The sequence below is a fragment of the Sphingobacterium ginsenosidimutans genome (genome assembly GCF_039536865.1).
GTDB lineage: Bacteria > Bacteroidota > Bacteroidia > Sphingobacteriales > Sphingobacteriaceae > Sphingobacterium > Sphingobacterium detergens.
Genome location: NZ_BAAAZK010000007.1, coordinates 1,019,134 through 1,034,104 on the forward strand (window position 1 = coordinate 1,019,134; position 14,971 = coordinate 1,034,104).

Sequence of the window (14,971 nt, forward strand, 5' to 3'; positions counted from 1 at the left end):
TCACTACGTTTATGTTAATTTTTCGCTCAGGGCTTGAATAATTTTAGATGCAGGCTGATGTTGATATAAAATTTGGTATACGGCATCACAAATAGGTAATTCGACAGCATATTTTTCGGCATATTCCTGAATACAAGCAGAAGCATAATAACCTTCGGCCACCATATTCATTTCGAGTTGAGCCGATTGCACGCTATACCCTTTACCGATCATATTACCAAATGTTCTATTTCGGCTAAACTGCGAATATGCCGTGACCAACAAGTCTCCCAAATAAGCTGAGGTATTGACATCCCGAGATGTATCGCCATCTACTTTAGCAACAAACCGACGCATCTCGCGGATAGCATTGGAAACCAAAACTGCCTGAAAGTTATCACCATAGCCCAACCCATGGCATATACCTCCAGCAAGGGCATAAATATTCTTTAATACCGCTCCAAATTCAATTCCTAAAATATCTTCCGATAAGATCGTTTTAATGACTCTGGAAGACAAAAACGAAGCAACCAGGGCTGCACTATCCAAGTTTTTGCATCCAAATGTCAGGTAAGACAGCTTACCTAAGGCGACTTCTTCCGCATGGCAAGGTCCTCCGACCACACAGATCCGTTCGATATCGACTGCGTAATGCTGTTCCAAAAACTCACCGATAATCAGGTTATCTTTAGGAATTATCCCTTTGATGGCTGACACGACTATTTTGTCTTTAAAATCTTCCTTTGTGACTCCTCTCAATGCATCTTTTAAATAAGCTGCTGGCGTATTTAAAATAACAATATCTGAATTAACAACAACATTTTTGGCATTGGTATCGATGGTTGTAATACTCAAATCAACAGAAACACCACTCAAATAAGTCGGGTTGTGTTTGAATTGTTGAATATACTCCGCATCTTCCTCTTTTCTAATCCACCAAAAAATATGTTTGTCTTGGTCATTTTCGCATAGCATCTTGATCATGGCCGTCGCCCAGCTTCCGCTACCAATTATACCAATCTTTTTCCCCTGCATGTTTTTAATTTGTTTTCGAAAGCAAATATACTTATTTACTGCTTAGATATGCGATTGCATCAAGAGATATGATACTTTAGTTACTTTTAGAACCGAGAAAACTTTGCCAAAACCCTTTCTCAATACCCACATAATAGGCGTTTTCTTCCTCTTTAACAGGGTAAATATGAATAAAGTCATGTTGGGTAGGATTACCCTTGCCTGTTACAAGATCAAATTCATGGCGATGAAAGGGACAGATCACTTTACCACGTTCACACCAACCATTTTTGAGCGGAGCGCCCGCATGTGGACATTTCCTGGAGAAGGCATGTAATTGATCTTCAAACCAAGTAAGACAAATGGTTTTTCCGCCAAACTTATGCTCTGTTATCCCCTCGTCCTTTAGAAATTGGGCATTATCAATTTTGTACCATCGAAGCATTCCACAAGATAGTTAAAAATTACAGTGAATTTTCTATCTTTGTGCAATTTCAAAAATTTGCACTATATATGGCTTTACAATGCGGTATCGTAGGTTTACCAAACGTTGGTAAATCAACATTATTTAACTGTCTGTCGAATGCGAAAGCGCAGGCAGCAAACTTTCCATTTTGTACTATTGAACCGAATGTTGGGGTAATTACCGTACCGGATGCCCGTCTAAATAAATTAGCTGAGTTAGTCAATCCACAACGTATCGTTCCAAATACCATTGAAATCGTCGACATCGCCGGGTTGGTAAAAGGAGCATCAAAAGGTGAAGGATTAGGTAACCAGTTTTTAGGAAATATCCGCACAACAAATGCGATTATCCACGTTTTGAGATGTTTTGATGATGGTAATGTTATCCATGTGGATGGTTCAGTAGATCCAATCCGAGATAAAGAAATCATCGATACAGAATTGCAACTTAAGGATTTGGATACTGTGGTAAAACGTATCCAAAAAGTGGAGAAAATGGCAAAAACGGGTGGAGATAAAGATGCTAAAAAGACTTTTGATATCCTATCTGTCGTTAAAGAACATTTGGAGGCAGGCAAGTCAGCACGTACAGCACCTATTGAAGCAGAAGATTTTGAATTTATCCAAGACTTAGCCTTGTTAACCGCAAAGCCAGTACTTTACGTATGTAATGTGGACGAAGGCTCTGTCAATACAGGCAACGCTTATGTCGATCGTGTAAAAGAAGCCGTGAAAGATGAAAAAGCTGAAGTATTGGTTATATCTGCGCAAATTGAGTCTGAAATCGCTCAATTGGAGAGTTACGAAGAGCGTAAGATGTTTTTGGATGACCTTGGATTAGAAGAATCTGGTGTCCATAAATTGATCAGAGCAGCATATTCCTTATTAAATTTAGCGACCTACTTTACAGCAGGCGTTCAGGAAGTACGTGCCTGGACAATTGAGAATGGTTTTACAGCCCCTCAGGCAGCTGGTGTCATTCATACAGATTTTGAGAAAGGGTTTATCCGTGCTGAAGTAATCAAATATGATGACTTTGTTAATCTAGGTTCAGAAAGTGCAGTAAAGGAAGCCGGAAAATTGTCTGTAGAAGGAAAAACTTACATTGTACAAGATGGTGATATTATGCACTTCCGTTTTAATGTATAAATAGCTGATTAAACAGCGGGATTTAAAACATAAACGGCCGAAAAGATGATTTTCGGCCGTCTATTTTTAAAATCTGTTTTAGCCCCCCAATACCTATCGTTATTTAACAAAATAACGATGTTCTATTACCTCAACTTTTTTAACATCTTTATCTTCCAACAATTTTTTGACATCACAATGTCCTGTCACACCACGATAAATTAACGTCCCGCCAAGGGTCAATCCTGAAAGCCCAGCCAGTGGAGATTTAAATATCTTTTTTACGCCCAAACCTAAAATAAAGCCCCCCGCAATTACAGATAATACGCGTTCGGAAGCACCGATATTCTCCTCAATGCAATCATCTTTTATCTTAGCTTTAATCTTGTCAAATGCAAATAGCAATAGGTTACTCATAATTATCTATATTTAAGTATTGTTTCTTTATGTAAACAAATTATGATCCAAAAAAGTTTAGAAATAGAATAATAGTTTTTATATGATTTCTCGGATCACATCCCTTATATTCGTATTTATCAAATTAAATATCCATGCAAGTCAAAAAATATTCCGGTGAATTAGTCCCTTTTAATGGAGATGCCCTACGGCATTCGCTTTCCCGTTCGGGAGCAAATAACGATCAAGTAAACGAAGTATACAGCAGTGTTTTAGGTGAAATATACGATGGCATTTCAACCAGGGAGTTGTATCAGTTGGCTTTCGATACACTGAAGACTGTACGAAACTCTTTTGCCGCGCGATACAGCCTAAAAAAAGCACTACGTGATCTTGGACCTGAAGGTTTCTATTTTGAAAAATACATCTCCCATTTGCTTCGTTCAATTGGATATGAAAGCACCACTGGGCAGACCGTACAAGGCCATGCTGTTTCCCATGAATTGGATGTGGTTGCTTATAAAGATGGTAAGTTGATGACAGCGGAGTGTAAGTTTAGAAATGACATTGACGCCAAGATCTCCGTTACCACAGCAATGTACTACCTATCGCGATTCAAAGATATCAGTGGAATTGACTATAATTTCTTTGGCAAAAAATTACAATTTCAGGAAGGTTGGTTGATCACTAACGCGTACTTTACATCAGATTCAATCGATTTTGCAACCTATTACGGCATCAACTTGCTCTCTTGGGATTATCCTAAAGAGAATAGTATCAAAAGAAGAGTCGATAAAGCCGTCTTTTATCCGGTCACCTGTTTGACTACCCTTTCGGACCTGGAAGAACAGCAGCTGTTAAAAAATCAGCTGATTTTGGTAAAAGACATTGTAAACAATCCGGATAAACTGGATATTCTTGGACTTAACAAGGAAAGAAAAGAGAAGGTCCTCAAAGAAGCCACTGAACTATTAGATTACAAAGTGGAGGAAGAATATTAATATCATCAATGTAAAAAGCAATAGGCATACATGCAGACTGAAGTATGGTCTATTGCTTTTTACAAACTGTAATTATCTGTCTAATGCAATGGGATAGTAAACCTTACCATATCTGGAAAACTCGCTTAAATCCATCTTTTCCCAAAAAATGGCATAGATTGCAGCACCGGAGCCTGACATTGACGTGTATATTGCCCCTTTATGATACAAGGCCTCTTTAATTTCTTTGAGCAAGGGATAACGCTCAAAAATAGATTCTTCAAAATCATTTCGAATATGGAATTTCCATTCCTGAATAGGCAATCGGATCGCCTCCTCCAAATTAACATCTGAGAGCATCGGTTTCACCCCACTATAAGCTTCGGCAGTAGAGACATGGATATCAGGCATAATAACTGCAATGTGGTATTCATCCAGATCAAGCGATATCTCCGTAAATTCTGTCCCTATCCCAGTTGCAAATACGGGTTTATTTGCGATAAAGAATGGGCAGTCTGCCCCCAATTGTGCGGCATATTTCGCTAATTGCGTACTTGTCAAATTTAGCTTAAACAGCTCATTAAGTCCTTTCAGTACAAAAGTTGCATCCGCAGATCCGCCACCTAATCCAGCTCCAATTGGAATTTGTTTGATCAGACCAATCCTGACTGCAGGAATATCAAAATCTTTTTTTAACAATGCGTGCGCCCTTAAACAGAGATTATCTGCGGAATCCCCAGGTATGCGGTTCCCCTGGAGTGTCAGCGTGCAATCTTGTGCATCCGTCTCCAGTATCTCTATAATATCATAGATTGGTAAGGGGTAGAAAATGCTATTCAATTCATGATAGCCATCCGGTCGCCTGGCAACTACCTGCAGTCCGATATTTATTTTAGCATTTGCAAAGAGTATCATACGATATCGTCTAAATCAACACTTAAATTCTACATTAATAGCTCACCAGTGAGGAGATCGTATCACTAAACCGAGACAATCTGCCTTTTGCTTTGAGAAAATCCAATGAAATGATAAAACTATAGGCCGCAATCACTCCACCCAATTTTTCAATAAGTTTGCTGGCTGCGACGACAGTTCCGCCCGTTGCCAACAGATCATCATGGATCAAAATGCGGCTACCCTTCTCGAAGGCGTCTTCATGGATTTCTATCGTTGCCTGACCATATTCCAGGGCGTAAGACTCAGAAATCGTTTTAAATGGTAGTTTTCCTTGCTTACGAATTGGAATGAAGGGCAACCCTAATCTGTTGGCCAGTAAAAACCCGAAAAGAAATCCACGGCTTTCAATACCTGCAATAGCATCAATTTCTATTCCTTGAAGTTGGTCAATAATCGCGTCGATCATTTCATTGCAAAGTTCAGCATCTTTCAACAAGGGGGTAATATCTTTGAATACAATACCCGGCTTTGGAAAATCCACAATATCCCGGATTTCCAGTTTCAATTTATCTTGAATCATTCTCAAATATTAAATACGGTGCGATTTTAGCAATAGCAAGATCTGAAAGTGTACCTATCTTGGTAAAATCTTCTATATTAGCGTAATTGCCATGTTGATCTCGATAATTAACTATTAATTTCGCATCCTTTGGGCTAAGATACGGATGTTTGCCCAATGAATTGGCATCAATATGGTTAATATTGATTTTTTTGATTCCTTCTAAATTAGACACCATAATATAATCCTTGATGAGGTCATATGTTTCCGGAGTGACTCCATATACTTCCTTTAACTGCTCTATTCGATAGAACCCACCAAGCACCTCTTTATACTTCAAAATGCGCTTAGAAAGAATTGTACCGATCCCTTTGAGGCTCATCAAGGCTATTGTATCGCAGGTATTAAGATCTATAAGTTCAGCATGATTGGTTTCAAATTTATCATAAAGTAAGGGGGCTTTAGTTGCCGTACTTGGTCCTGCTGTCTCTGCTTTAATAGCAATATAGGGTTCGAGCTTTTTATATAATTTCGCGTTGATGGAATATATTTTTCTAACATCATTTTTATCTTTAAACCGGCCACCTTTTTTCTCATAATTCTTGATCACGGCAATTTGCTTATCCGAGAGACCGAGCTCGCGCCATGCCTCGACAGATAAATTATTGGGATCAAAATAAAATAGCTTAGTATCTACAACGTTATTGTCTGTACTGGGATCCGGATCCGAACGAGCCCCCCTCTTTTCCAAATGAACATCGGCTACATTAAATTTCTTATTTGGATAATCTGCAGCATCGGTTGAGTCATGAAATGACTGTTCAAAAACCCGTGCCTGATGAGCAATCGGATCACTTTTATCTTCTCTACTAACAAGGGAATATATAATACTAAAGACAATGATTATCACCAATATAACGAAGAACCCATTTTGCTCTGTTTTGTTAAATTTAAAGTAAGTCAATAGCCTTTTCATAAGCTGTTAGGGATTGGGTTGTATAAATTTAATAAATTAGAAGGAAAATAAAAAGGGAGATATTAAAAAAACACCTCCCTTTTGTTATAAATAATGTACCGATATAATTTTACAACGCGGATTTATCTACTTTTTCCACTTTACTACCATCCTTTAGCGTTTTAGAGATCGCATCAAATGGTCGAGAAACAACTTGATCTCCTTTTTTCAATCCGGATAGAATAATAATGTTTTTATCATCTTGAATCCCAGTTTTGATCGGAACTTGTTTTACTGTCTGATCTTTTAAAACGAATACATATTCCTGTATCTTCTTATTTGTATTCGTAGAATCTTTATCATCCGATCTTACGGTAACCGACTGTATAGGTACTACCAAACCTTTATCATGTTTTGTAAAAATCTGTACAGTAGCGGATAATCCAGGTTTGAACGGCGAAGCGACATTTTCTTTGATCAGATCCTGATAAGATTCTGCGCTGATACGCACTTTTACATTAAAATTTGTGACTTGATCTGTTGATGAGGTTGCAGCTGTTGTTGTTGCAATATTTTTGGACGAACTTGCTATTTCAGTCACAATGCCTTTAAATTTTCTATCTTGAAAAGCATCTACTTCAATTTCAGCTTGATTTCCTACTCTGACGTTGTTGATATCATTCTCATTGACATCAACATTTACCTCCATCGAAGACATATTGGCGATGCGCATAATTTCAGTACCAGCCATTTGTGCTGTTCCCACCACACGCTCTCCCTGTTCGATAGACAATAAAGAGATAATACCGTCTGTCGGAGCATAAATGGTTGTTCTATTTAGGTTATCCTGAGCTTCTTTGACAGAAGCTTGTGATTGATCAATACCATATCTACTTGATTTTACAGTCTCTCTTTGTGCCTGAATGGCCGCAAGAGTCGAAAAGTACTCAGAAGAACTCTTATCCATTTCAGCTGCGGAAATAACCCTTTTTTCAAAAAGTTCTTGGTTTCTCTTGTAAGTAGCAGCTACATTTTTGAAATTTTCTTCCTGTTGTTTTAGCTGTTGTTGTGCAGCAGCGAGATTGGCACGTTGCGAATTCATTGCTGCTACAGAGCGATCATAGCCGGACTGTAAGATATCGGGTTTGATCCGACAGAGTACTTGTCCTTTTTTTACAAAGTCACCTTCTTTGATATTTAGTTCAACAACCTCACCTGAAACTTCCGAACTCAGCTTAACCTCTATTTCCGGTTGTATTTTTCCACTGGCAGACACCAATTCATCTACATCCGTTTCCTTCACGACGTCTACAGCGACTTTAGTAATCTCTCCCTTTCCAAACCAACCGGCCTGAAAGCCGATAAAAACAAAAATTGCCAGGAGCGCTACGACTATTAATAGAATCTTTACTACACTACGTTTTTTCTTTGCCATTGTTTTTGCTAATCAAATAGGTTAATTGTTGTCGAATTGAATTGGATTTCCCAAGTAATAATCGATAATCTTAGATCTGAATATTACGTTATATTTTGCTTGAATCAGATCAAATTCTGCTTTGTTCCGTTCAGTTTGCGCGGTAAATAATTCAAGGGAATTTGCCATGCCGATATCGTATCGTTCTTTGGTAGCTTTGTAAGCCGTTTCAGCACTTTCAAAGGCTGTCGTTGCCGAAGTATATTTTTGTTTGGCGGCATTAACGTCCAATACAGCTTGGTTTACAGCTTTATTTAAATTGTTCTTGGCTAATTGCTCAGCAGCTTCAGCCTGTTTTAGCCCGATCTTAGCTTTTGCAACGTTAACCTTATTCTGATTCTTAGAAAAAATTGGAACTGCAAGTGATAAACCAGTAAAAAATGATTTGTTTTCTGATATTTGATCACTAAAAGGCACACGATATCTCGTTTTGATATCTAATGGATCGGTTTGTCGTGTTGTGGCAGAAGAATAATTTGTGCCGTAACTCACACTCAAATTGAGTGTTGGGTAATATCCCCCTTTGGCAATATCGATCTGTTTTAACGCGACCTCCTTATCCAATGCAGATTTAAGGATATCCGGTTGCCTTATTAAAGCCTTTTGGTATACGTCTATGGCATTTTTATCTTCGGCATTTACCAAAACAGATTCTAAGCTCGGACGTTCCAAAGAAATAACTGTTTCTGGAGGCATTTCCATCAATTGTTTCAAAGTTAACAAGGACATCTCATAAGAATTCTTCAAATTTACTTTGTTCAATTCATTCGTAGCAACCTGATTCTTTGATTTTGCAATATCAGCGATAGTCTTATTCCCAACAGCAAACTGTATGGAGTCTAATGAAAATTGTTGTTTTGATAAAGCAATCTGATCTTCACTGGCTACCATCAATTCATGATTAGTAATAGCTTCCAAATAATTCACCAGGACATTTAGAACAAGGTCATTTTTCACTTTCTCCACCTGTGTAGCAGAGGATTCCAACTGAAACTTATTTGCTTTTATCTGATTAACCTGTTGAAAACCTTGAAATATATTCACACTGGACCCTACCGATCCATTCGTAGTTCTGGTCCAGGCATTGTTAACAATTTGGGCCGAAGTCAAATCGAAGGCAAAGCCATAACGGAAATTCTGTTCAACGGAAGCTCTTAAATCAGGCAATAAATTACTTTTTGATTGAAATAAATCCTGAGCAGCGAGATCTTTACTCAGTTCGGCTTGCTTAATTTGCACATTACGTTCCAAAGTCATGCGTATCGCTTCGGCTACCCCAACGACCTGTTGAGCTTGGATTAGGTTGTTCGTTCCAAGAAAAAAACCAGTAAATATTACTGCAGAATAATAAAATCTTTTCATGTTCATATGTAGAACCATACAATTTTTATAGATTTGAACTTCATTTATCGGTTATGTATTTTGTCAAATCCCCTTTCTTCCTTCGTTGGCTTTACCCCAGATCAGTCTGGCATATGCCGAGGATGGAAAAAAAAGTCTATCTTACTTTTGATGATGGTCCAATTCCTGAAATTACACCTTTTATACTCGATATCCTAAAAAAATATCAGGTCAAGGCAACATTTTTTTGTGTTGGTGAAAATATTAAAAAAAATCCACATTTGTTTCAAAGAATTTTACAAGAAGGACATCAAGTAGGTAATCATACCTACAATCACCTCAAGGGCTGGGATACAAATGACGAGGTCTACATCGACAATGTAACTCAATGTCAGGAGCTAACACAAACCGATCTCTTTCGTCCACCTTATGCAAAAGCAACAAAATCACAGCTTAAAAAGTTATACAAAAATTATCGTGTGGTAATGTGGGATATCATGTCCGGCGACTTTGATCAGAAGCTAAGTCCTGAAAAATGCCTTGAAAATGTACTTCCCAATATACAGAATGGCTCGATTATCATCTTCCATGACAATATCAAAGCCATTCCCCGAGTTGAATACGCTTTACCTAGAACGATTGAATTTCTCCTAGCAAATCAATATCAAATAGTAAGACTAGAATAAGTATTAGGGCCTAGATCGCGATAAAACCACTTCAGATTCGTAATATTTACCTACACTCACACTGAAATATCCCAAAACATTATTGGACAGATTTGAAATCGGATTGGAAGGTGACGCTGCTCCAGGATTAATCATCTGGAAGCTATTCCAATAGTTATATGCGCCCAGATCAATGCATTGACGCAAAACCCGTACCCGATCTCCTATCTTGAGATCTCTATCGCGGTCGACAATATCATGTTGTACTTGCAGCCCATTATTATATTTATCACTAAACACATCGATAAAGCGCAACTCTCCCCCGTTCACAGACATCTTATACTTATAATAGTTCCCTTTTTCTGGGGGATCGTTAAAGACCAGTGTAGGATAATATATGGTGTCTGTAAATATGATCCGTTCGGAAAGTCCTATCGAATCCACATCCACATAGGACGGTACTGTCGAAGTTCCTTCAATTTCTTTGCCATCAGCGGTTTTGACATACAGTCGATAACTGGACTTTTCCTGTAGTCGCAATGTCTTATTGGTATACACACCATCGGATCCAGGCAAAAAGGTATATATACGATTATTTTGCAGATTTCTTATGTAAACTTCCGCATCTGTTATTGGAGCTAACATTGATTCTTTTAAACTGACGACTTTTTGAATACGGATCTCATGTAGTTGATCCGACACCATTAGATCAGCTGTAATCACGAGCTGGCCCGTGTTTTCAGGTAATTTCAAATCAATTTTATCTTCACAACCAATCAAAGTTATCCAAGCTATGGCGATCAATCCTACTATCTTTCTCATGTTGTGCTAAAATTTAAAGTTCCAAGTAATGGAGGGTATAGTTCCAAACAACGCAATCCTATAGATCTCTGTTATATTGGATTGTCCTTCTTTCTCTCTAAAATCAATCAAATAAGCATTTTTGCGATTATAAGCGTTATAAATTCCGAAAGATAAACTGGAATAAGTATTTTTTGTACGCTTGATATCATAGGTCGCGGCGAGATCCAAGCGGTGATAAGCCGGCATACGTTGGCCATTCCGCTTATCGTAATAGAAGATGGTTCTATCGTCAACAAAATATTTCCCAGCAGGCATGGTTACCGCATCACCCGTATAATAGACAAAGTTTGCGCTTAGATTCCATTTAGGATTCAATTGATATTGTGCCACGACTGCGATATTATGAATCTTATCCTGACGCGCGTTAAACCACTCTCCATCATTGATCTGGTCAAATTGTCTTTCACTTTTGGATAATGTATAACTTATCCATCCACTAAGCCTCCCCAATCGTTTCTTTATAAACCACTCAACGCCATATGCTCTTCCTTTTCCAAATAGCAGTTCACCATCCAGGAGTTCATTCGCCTGTAGATCAGCTCCATTCCTATAGTCGATCTGATTTTTAAGGTCTCTATAGTAACCTTCTACAGAAAACTCATACCTATTAGACGCAAAATTCCGAAAATAACCCAAGGAATATTGTGTTGACAATTGCGGTTTTATGGTATTGTTGCTTAACACGTACTGATCTGTTGGCAAGCTACTTGTTGTATTGCTCAATTGATGCAGGTACTGGACATTCGTATTATAAGAAGCCTTTAATGTTGTTAATTCATTCAAGGCGTAGTTCAGCGAAAGACGTGGCTCCAGGTAAACATATTTTTTACCCATTTCTCCACTCCCCACATAGGTTGAATCAACAGCCTCTCCAGCATTATCATAGGTATAGAACATCCCCGGTCCTAAAGCGGCATACGCTGTTGCCCTAATACCATAATTCAGTTTGAATTTATCATTTATCGCCCAATCATCCGAAATGTATGCGGCAACATCCAACCCTTTGCGTTCTTGAATACGTAATGAATTTACTTTGGAATCTTCACCGGCTTCGATACTTGCTGGACGAATCTCCTGTAAGGCCGCCTGTAGACCAAACTTTATATTGTGATGGTCCGAGAGGCTATATTGAAAATCCTGTTTAAAGTTATAATTGAAGATATCCGAACGAATCTTGAAATTATTGTCGTCTTCAATCTTCACCTGATAATTAAATTTACTGAATATCAATGTAGTATTACTGAATAAGCGATTGCTCCAAACATGATTCCAGCGCATCGTTCCGGTTGCGTTCCCCCAATTGAAGTCAAATAAATCATGGTAAGCCATGGCATCTTTACCGAAATATCCCGATAAATAAAGGGTATTCTTATCGTTAATCCTATAATTCAACTTGGCATTCAGGTCATAGAAGAATAATGCGCTTTTCTTAATGTTCTCATCACTTGAAAGCTTCAGGAATAAATCGGCGTAGGTACGTCTACCGGATATCATAAATGAACTCTTCCCTTTTTGTATAGGCCCCTCGACCTTCAGTCGTGACGCTATTAACCCTAATCCCCCTTCAACATTAAAATGCTGGTTATTTCCATCCAAGGTTGTTATTTCCATGACCGAAGAGATCTTTCCTCCATACTGCGCGGGTACACCACCTTTATAAAAGTTGACATCTTTGATGGCATCAGAGTTAAAGGTTGAAAAGAAACCAAAAAGGTGAGAGCTATTGTAAACTGGGGCTTCATCCAACAAAATCAGATTTTGGTCTCCACCACCTCCACGAACATAAAAATTGCTACTTCCTTCGCCGCCACTTGTCACGCCTGGAAACAATTGAATTGTCTTTAAAATATCTTTCTCTCCAAATAATACAGGAACTTTCTCAATCTCCTTCGGACTAAATTGCGTCAAGCCGGGAGTCAAATCTTTGATCGATTTTCTTCTATTTCCAGTGACAACCACCTCAGCCAATTGATTTTCTTCGGGTACCAATTGTACAATGTAAGTAGAGTCTTTTCCTATTTGGACCGGTAAAACCTTTGTTCTATATCCCATTGAGGAAACTTCCAAGAAGGCCTCCTCTCCACGAAGGGATAAACTAAAAAATCCATATTTATTGGAAGCCGTCGATTTTCTTTCTGTGTCATTACGGACCAAGGCGCCAATAATATTTTCACCACTTATACTATCTCTGATAAATCCTGATATAGATTTGGATTGTTGACCATAGGATTGCTGTGCGCAAAACAAAATAGAAGAAAAATAAAAAACAACCTTTATAGGTTTAAGCATAACAGATTGAAATCAAAAATTTATTGAAAATAATAAAAAAGCCTTACAATTTGCAAGGCTTAATAATAAGTTTATAATTTGTTAGTCAAGATCTTCTGGAAACAAAAATAGCATTTTATTCATTTAAGCCAAATATTTATCTATTTTTAATACTATTTTTTTTCTGGCTGATTGAAAAATTCGTTAAAAAAAGCCATTTGATAGATAATTGAGCGTGACCAATAGGCCCAATTATGCCCACCCTCACTTGTAACAAAGGTGTGGTTGATGTTGTGATACATGAGTTTGTCATGCAGCGCGATATTGACAGTATAGAAAAAATCCTCTTTACCACAATCAATCATCAGACGAAGTTTATTATTCAGCAATTTCGGGATCATATTGATCACCACTCGATCGTCCCAAGCCTGTGGCACATCTGCATAATTACCGATACGATCCTTAATTTCCCAATTTAAAGGGAAGGGTCTAAAATCAACACCACCTGCTGTACTACCCGCTGCTCCATAGAGATCCTGATGTTTTATCGCAAGCGATAAGGCCCCATGCCCTCCCATACTCAGTCCGGTAATTGCTCTACCTTTTCGATCTTTGACTGTCGTGTAATGCTGATCGATATAATCAACGAGTTCTTTGGAAACAAATGTTTCATATTGATAATTCCGATCGTTGGCACTATCCCAATACCAACTTCCAAATCCCCCATCCGGACAAACCACCATATATCCATATTGGTCTGCCAAAGAAGCTACAGTGGTATTTTTAACCCAATTACTATAATTACCTGAATATCCGTGAAGTAAGTAAAGCACAGGATATTTCGTATTCGCTGAATAACCTTTGGGGAGAATAACGACTGTTTTAATCTCTTTTGCCATACTCCGACTTGGAATATTCAAGGTATCCACCTTGGCAGCCTTACTAGCCCATACAAAGCAAAATAGCGCAAGTGATAAAAGTAAAATTTGTTTTAAATTCATGATGTTAGCAATTGGTATATATGTTCATTCGATCTATTCAGACCGCTATCAATGATCTGTTTTACTGAATTGAGCTTGTTACTTATCCGCTGATTTAGAATTTTTTTCAAAATAATAAAGATAGGATTTTAATCCAAATGGACGTTCACTAATTGTATAAAAGCCAGTCCCCTTATTATCAAAAGTGATCGCTTCCCCCTGGGGCTCTACCGTATAAGGCACCTCGATTGGTTTCCGTTGCAGTGCACCTCCCCAAGATTCCCCCGGTTTTCTCTTCCAATAAAAGATATGTGTAATATTCTTGATAAGCATCTCTCTTCCTGTTGGATCGATAGCCGAAGCTGTAGCAAAAGTAAAAGGAAGTTCGGCGACTTTGGTTAACGTAAAATACTGTTGTTGAACACCTTTAAAAACAGCAGCAGCATATACTGTGGAATGAAATTCACGCTTAGAAACGATATACAACATATTATCACGGGGATCAACCATAATGGATTCCGCATCTAAACGTTTTTGCCCCGGAAATTTGACAAATATGGTTTTAATATCTTTTTTGGATATGACGAGCGAATCATTGGCTGAAGGCTCAGGAAATACATACAGGCTTGCCCAAGTCCGCTTCCCAAGATTATTGCCGATATCAGCCAAAACCAGGTAATTTTTACCATTGATTTTGACGCGATCCATATCCTCACAATCAACCACATCCACACCTTCGAGTCTAAACTTTTTGAGTAGATTGGCCTGACGATCGATCAGATAGATGTTTGCACCATCCCCACTATCATTATGAACCCAAAAACAGCCCTCTTCTTGAGCCGCCACAATTCCAGACACTTCTTTTAACTGTGCATCTTTCAATTCGCCTAAGGGGATTTGTGTTTTAAAATAATCCTTGTTATTTTGGGCATATATCCGTAAGCCGGACAAAAAAAGTACAATCATCACGAGTACTTTTGTTCGTGCAATATTCATGTTTAAAGAT

General features: G+C 38.2%; 15 protein-coding genes. 3 read left to right on the forward strand and 12 right to left on the reverse strand.

The window, feature by feature from the left end:
• Positions 1-9: 9 nt before the first annotated feature.
• Together ABFX33_RS16610 and ABFX33_RS16615 are read right to left on the reverse strand one after the other, a co-directional pair.
• The gene (locus ABFX33_RS16610; RefSeq protein ID WP_120257375.1) at positions 10-1,014 is read right to left on the reverse strand and encodes an NAD(P)H-dependent glycerol-3-phosphate dehydrogenase; all 1,005 of its coding nucleotides are present in this window, start codon (positions 1,012-1,014) and stop codon (positions 10-12) included.
• A 76-nt stretch (positions 1,015-1,090) separates the two neighbouring features.
• Positions 1,091-1,438, reverse strand: a complete 348-nt coding sequence (locus ABFX33_RS16615; protein ID WP_257090994.1) for a Rieske (2Fe-2S) protein — start codon at positions 1,436-1,438, stop codon at positions 1,091-1,093.
• A 68-nt stretch (positions 1,439-1,506) separates the two neighbouring features.
• Here ABFX33_RS16615 and ychF point away from each other — a divergent pair, with 68 nt between their 5' ends.
• A complete protein-coding gene (gene ychF / locus ABFX33_RS16620) occupies positions 1,507-2,607 on the forward strand; it encodes a redox-regulated ATPase YchF (protein ID WP_346086920.1) in 1,101 nt (366 codons plus the stop codon).
• A gap of 99 nt (positions 2,608-2,706) precedes the next feature.
• Here ychF and ABFX33_RS16625 read toward each other — a convergent pair whose 3' ends face one another.
• Positions 2,707-3,003 (reverse strand): YgaP family membrane protein, encoded by a 297-nt coding sequence (locus tag ABFX33_RS16625; RefSeq protein ID WP_120257372.1) that lies wholly within the window; start codon positions 3,001-3,003, stop codon positions 2,707-2,709.
• A gap of 134 nt (positions 3,004-3,137) precedes the next feature.
• Between ABFX33_RS16625 and ABFX33_RS16630 the strand changes: the two genes are divergently transcribed.
• Positions 3,138-3,983, forward strand: a complete 846-nt coding sequence (locus ABFX33_RS16630) for an ATP cone domain-containing protein (protein ID WP_346086921.1) — start codon at positions 3,138-3,140, stop codon at positions 3,981-3,983.
• Positions 3,984-4,055: 72 nt separating this feature from the next.
• Here the strand turns inward: ABFX33_RS16630 and ispE are convergent, their stop codons facing one another.
• The 5 genes from ispE to ABFX33_RS16655 all read right to left on the reverse strand — a co-directional run bounded on the left by ispE (position 4,056) and on the right by ABFX33_RS16655 (position 9,209).
• A complete protein-coding gene (gene ispE / locus ABFX33_RS16635; protein ID WP_346086922.1) occupies positions 4,056-4,877 on the reverse strand; it encodes a 4-(cytidine 5'-diphospho)-2-C-methyl-D-erythritol kinase in 822 nt (273 codons plus the stop codon).
• A 34-nt stretch (positions 4,878-4,911) separates the two neighbouring features.
• A complete protein-coding gene (locus ABFX33_RS16640; protein ID WP_120257369.1) occupies positions 4,912-5,439 on the reverse strand; it encodes an adenine phosphoribosyltransferase in 528 nt (175 codons plus the stop codon).
• Positions 5,426-6,394, reverse strand: a complete 969-nt coding sequence (locus ABFX33_RS16645) for a ComEA family DNA-binding protein (protein WP_346086923.1) — start codon at positions 6,392-6,394, stop codon at positions 5,426-5,428. The genes ABFX33_RS16640 and ABFX33_RS16645 overlap by 14 nt, the downstream gene beginning before the upstream one ends.
• Positions 6,395-6,503: 109 nt before the next feature.
• The gene (locus tag ABFX33_RS16650) at positions 6,504-7,808 is read right to left on the reverse strand and encodes an efflux RND transporter periplasmic adaptor subunit (protein ID WP_346086924.1); all 1,305 of its coding nucleotides are present in this window, start codon (positions 7,806-7,808) and stop codon (positions 6,504-6,506) included.
• Positions 7,809-7,829: 21 nt separating this feature from the next.
• Positions 7,830-9,209, reverse strand: coding sequence for a TolC family protein (locus ABFX33_RS16655; RefSeq protein ID WP_346086925.1), 1,380 nt, complete (start codon positions 9,207-9,209; stop codon positions 7,830-7,832).
• A gap of 122 nt (positions 9,210-9,331) precedes the next feature.
• Here ABFX33_RS16655 and ABFX33_RS16660 point away from each other — a divergent pair, with 122 nt between their 5' ends.
• Positions 9,332-9,874 carry a polysaccharide deacetylase family protein gene (locus ABFX33_RS16660; RefSeq protein ID WP_428835650.1) on the forward strand — a complete coding sequence of 181 codons (543 nt, stop codon included), beginning with the start codon at positions 9,332-9,334 and terminating at the stop codon, positions 9,872-9,874.
• A gap of 3 nt (positions 9,875-9,877) precedes the next feature.
• Here the strand turns inward: ABFX33_RS16660 and ABFX33_RS16665 are convergent, their stop codons facing one another.
• The 4 genes from ABFX33_RS16665 to ABFX33_RS16680 form a co-directional block, all read right to left on the reverse strand.
• On the reverse strand, positions 9,878-10,675 hold the full coding sequence (locus ABFX33_RS16665) for a DUF4249 family protein (protein WP_346086927.1): 798 nt from the start codon (positions 10,673-10,675) through the stop codon (positions 9,878-9,880).
• Positions 10,676-10,681: 6 nt separating this feature from the next.
• Complete coding sequence (locus ABFX33_RS16670; protein ID WP_346086928.1) at positions 10,682-13,006, reverse strand: TonB-dependent receptor; 2,325 nt, start codon at positions 13,004-13,006, stop codon at positions 10,682-10,684.
• A gap of 152 nt (positions 13,007-13,158) precedes the next feature.
• Entirely contained in the window at positions 13,159-13,986 is an 828-nt protein-coding gene (locus ABFX33_RS16675) for an alpha/beta hydrolase (RefSeq protein WP_346086929.1), read from the reverse strand.
• 78 nt (positions 13,987-14,064) lie between these two features.
• The gene (locus tag ABFX33_RS16680; protein ID WP_346086930.1) at positions 14,065-14,961 is read right to left on the reverse strand and encodes a hypothetical protein; all 897 of its coding nucleotides are present in this window, start codon (positions 14,959-14,961) and stop codon (positions 14,065-14,067) included.
• Between the last annotated feature and the right edge of the window lie 10 nt (positions 14,962-14,971).

Excerpts from the sequence above, each read along its gene's own strand:
- ABFX33_RS16625 (WP_120257372.1), bottom strand. The coding sequence starts at position 3,003 with ATGAGTAACCTATTGCTATTTGCATTTGACAAGATTAAAGCTAAGATA.
- ABFX33_RS16665 (WP_346086927.1), bottom strand. The coding sequence starts at position 10,675 with ATGAGAAAGATAGTAGGATTGATCGCCATAGCTTGGATAACTTTGATT.
- ychF (WP_346086920.1), top strand. The coding sequence starts at position 1,507 with ATGGCTTTACAATGCGGTATCGTAGGTTTACCAAACGTTGGTAAATCA.
- ABFX33_RS16615 (WP_257090994.1), bottom strand. The coding sequence starts at position 1,438 with ATGCTTCGATGGTACAAAATTGATAATGCCCAATTTCTAAAGGACGAG.
- ABFX33_RS16655 (WP_346086925.1), bottom strand. The coding sequence starts at position 9,209 with ATGAAAAGATTTTATTATTCTGCAGTAATATTTACTGGTTTTTTTCTT.
- ABFX33_RS16670 (WP_346086928.1), bottom strand. The coding sequence starts at position 13,006 with ATGCTTAAACCTATAAAGGTTGTTTTTTATTTTTCTTCTATTTTGTTT.
- ABFX33_RS16680 (WP_346086930.1), bottom strand. The coding sequence starts at position 14,961 with ATGAATATTGCACGAACAAAAGTACTCGTGATGATTGTACTTTTTTTG.
- ABFX33_RS16660 (WP_428835650.1), top strand. The coding sequence starts at position 9,332 with ATGGAAAAAAAAGTCTATCTTACTTTTGATGATGGTCCAATTCCTGAA.
- ABFX33_RS16640 (WP_120257369.1), bottom strand. The coding sequence starts at position 5,439 with ATGATTCAAGATAAATTGAAACTGGAAATCCGGGATATTGTGGATTTT.
- ispE (WP_346086922.1), bottom strand. The coding sequence starts at position 4,877 with ATGATACTCTTTGCAAATGCTAAAATAAATATCGGACTGCAGGTAGTT.
- ABFX33_RS16645 (WP_346086923.1), bottom strand. The coding sequence starts at position 6,394 with ATGAAAAGGCTATTGACTTACTTTAAATTTAACAAAACAGAGCAAAAT.
- ABFX33_RS16610 (WP_120257375.1), bottom strand. The coding sequence starts at position 1,014 with ATGCAGGGGAAAAAGATTGGTATAATTGGTAGCGGAAGCTGGGCGACG.
- ABFX33_RS16630 (WP_346086921.1), top strand. The coding sequence starts at position 3,138 with ATGCAAGTCAAAAAATATTCCGGTGAATTAGTCCCTTTTAATGGAGAT.
- ABFX33_RS16650 (WP_346086924.1), bottom strand. The coding sequence starts at position 7,808 with ATGGCAAAGAAAAAACGTAGTGTAGTAAAGATTCTATTAATAGTCGTA.
- ABFX33_RS16675 (WP_346086929.1), bottom strand. The coding sequence starts at position 13,986 with ATGAATTTAAAACAAATTTTACTTTTATCACTTGCGCTATTTTGCTTT.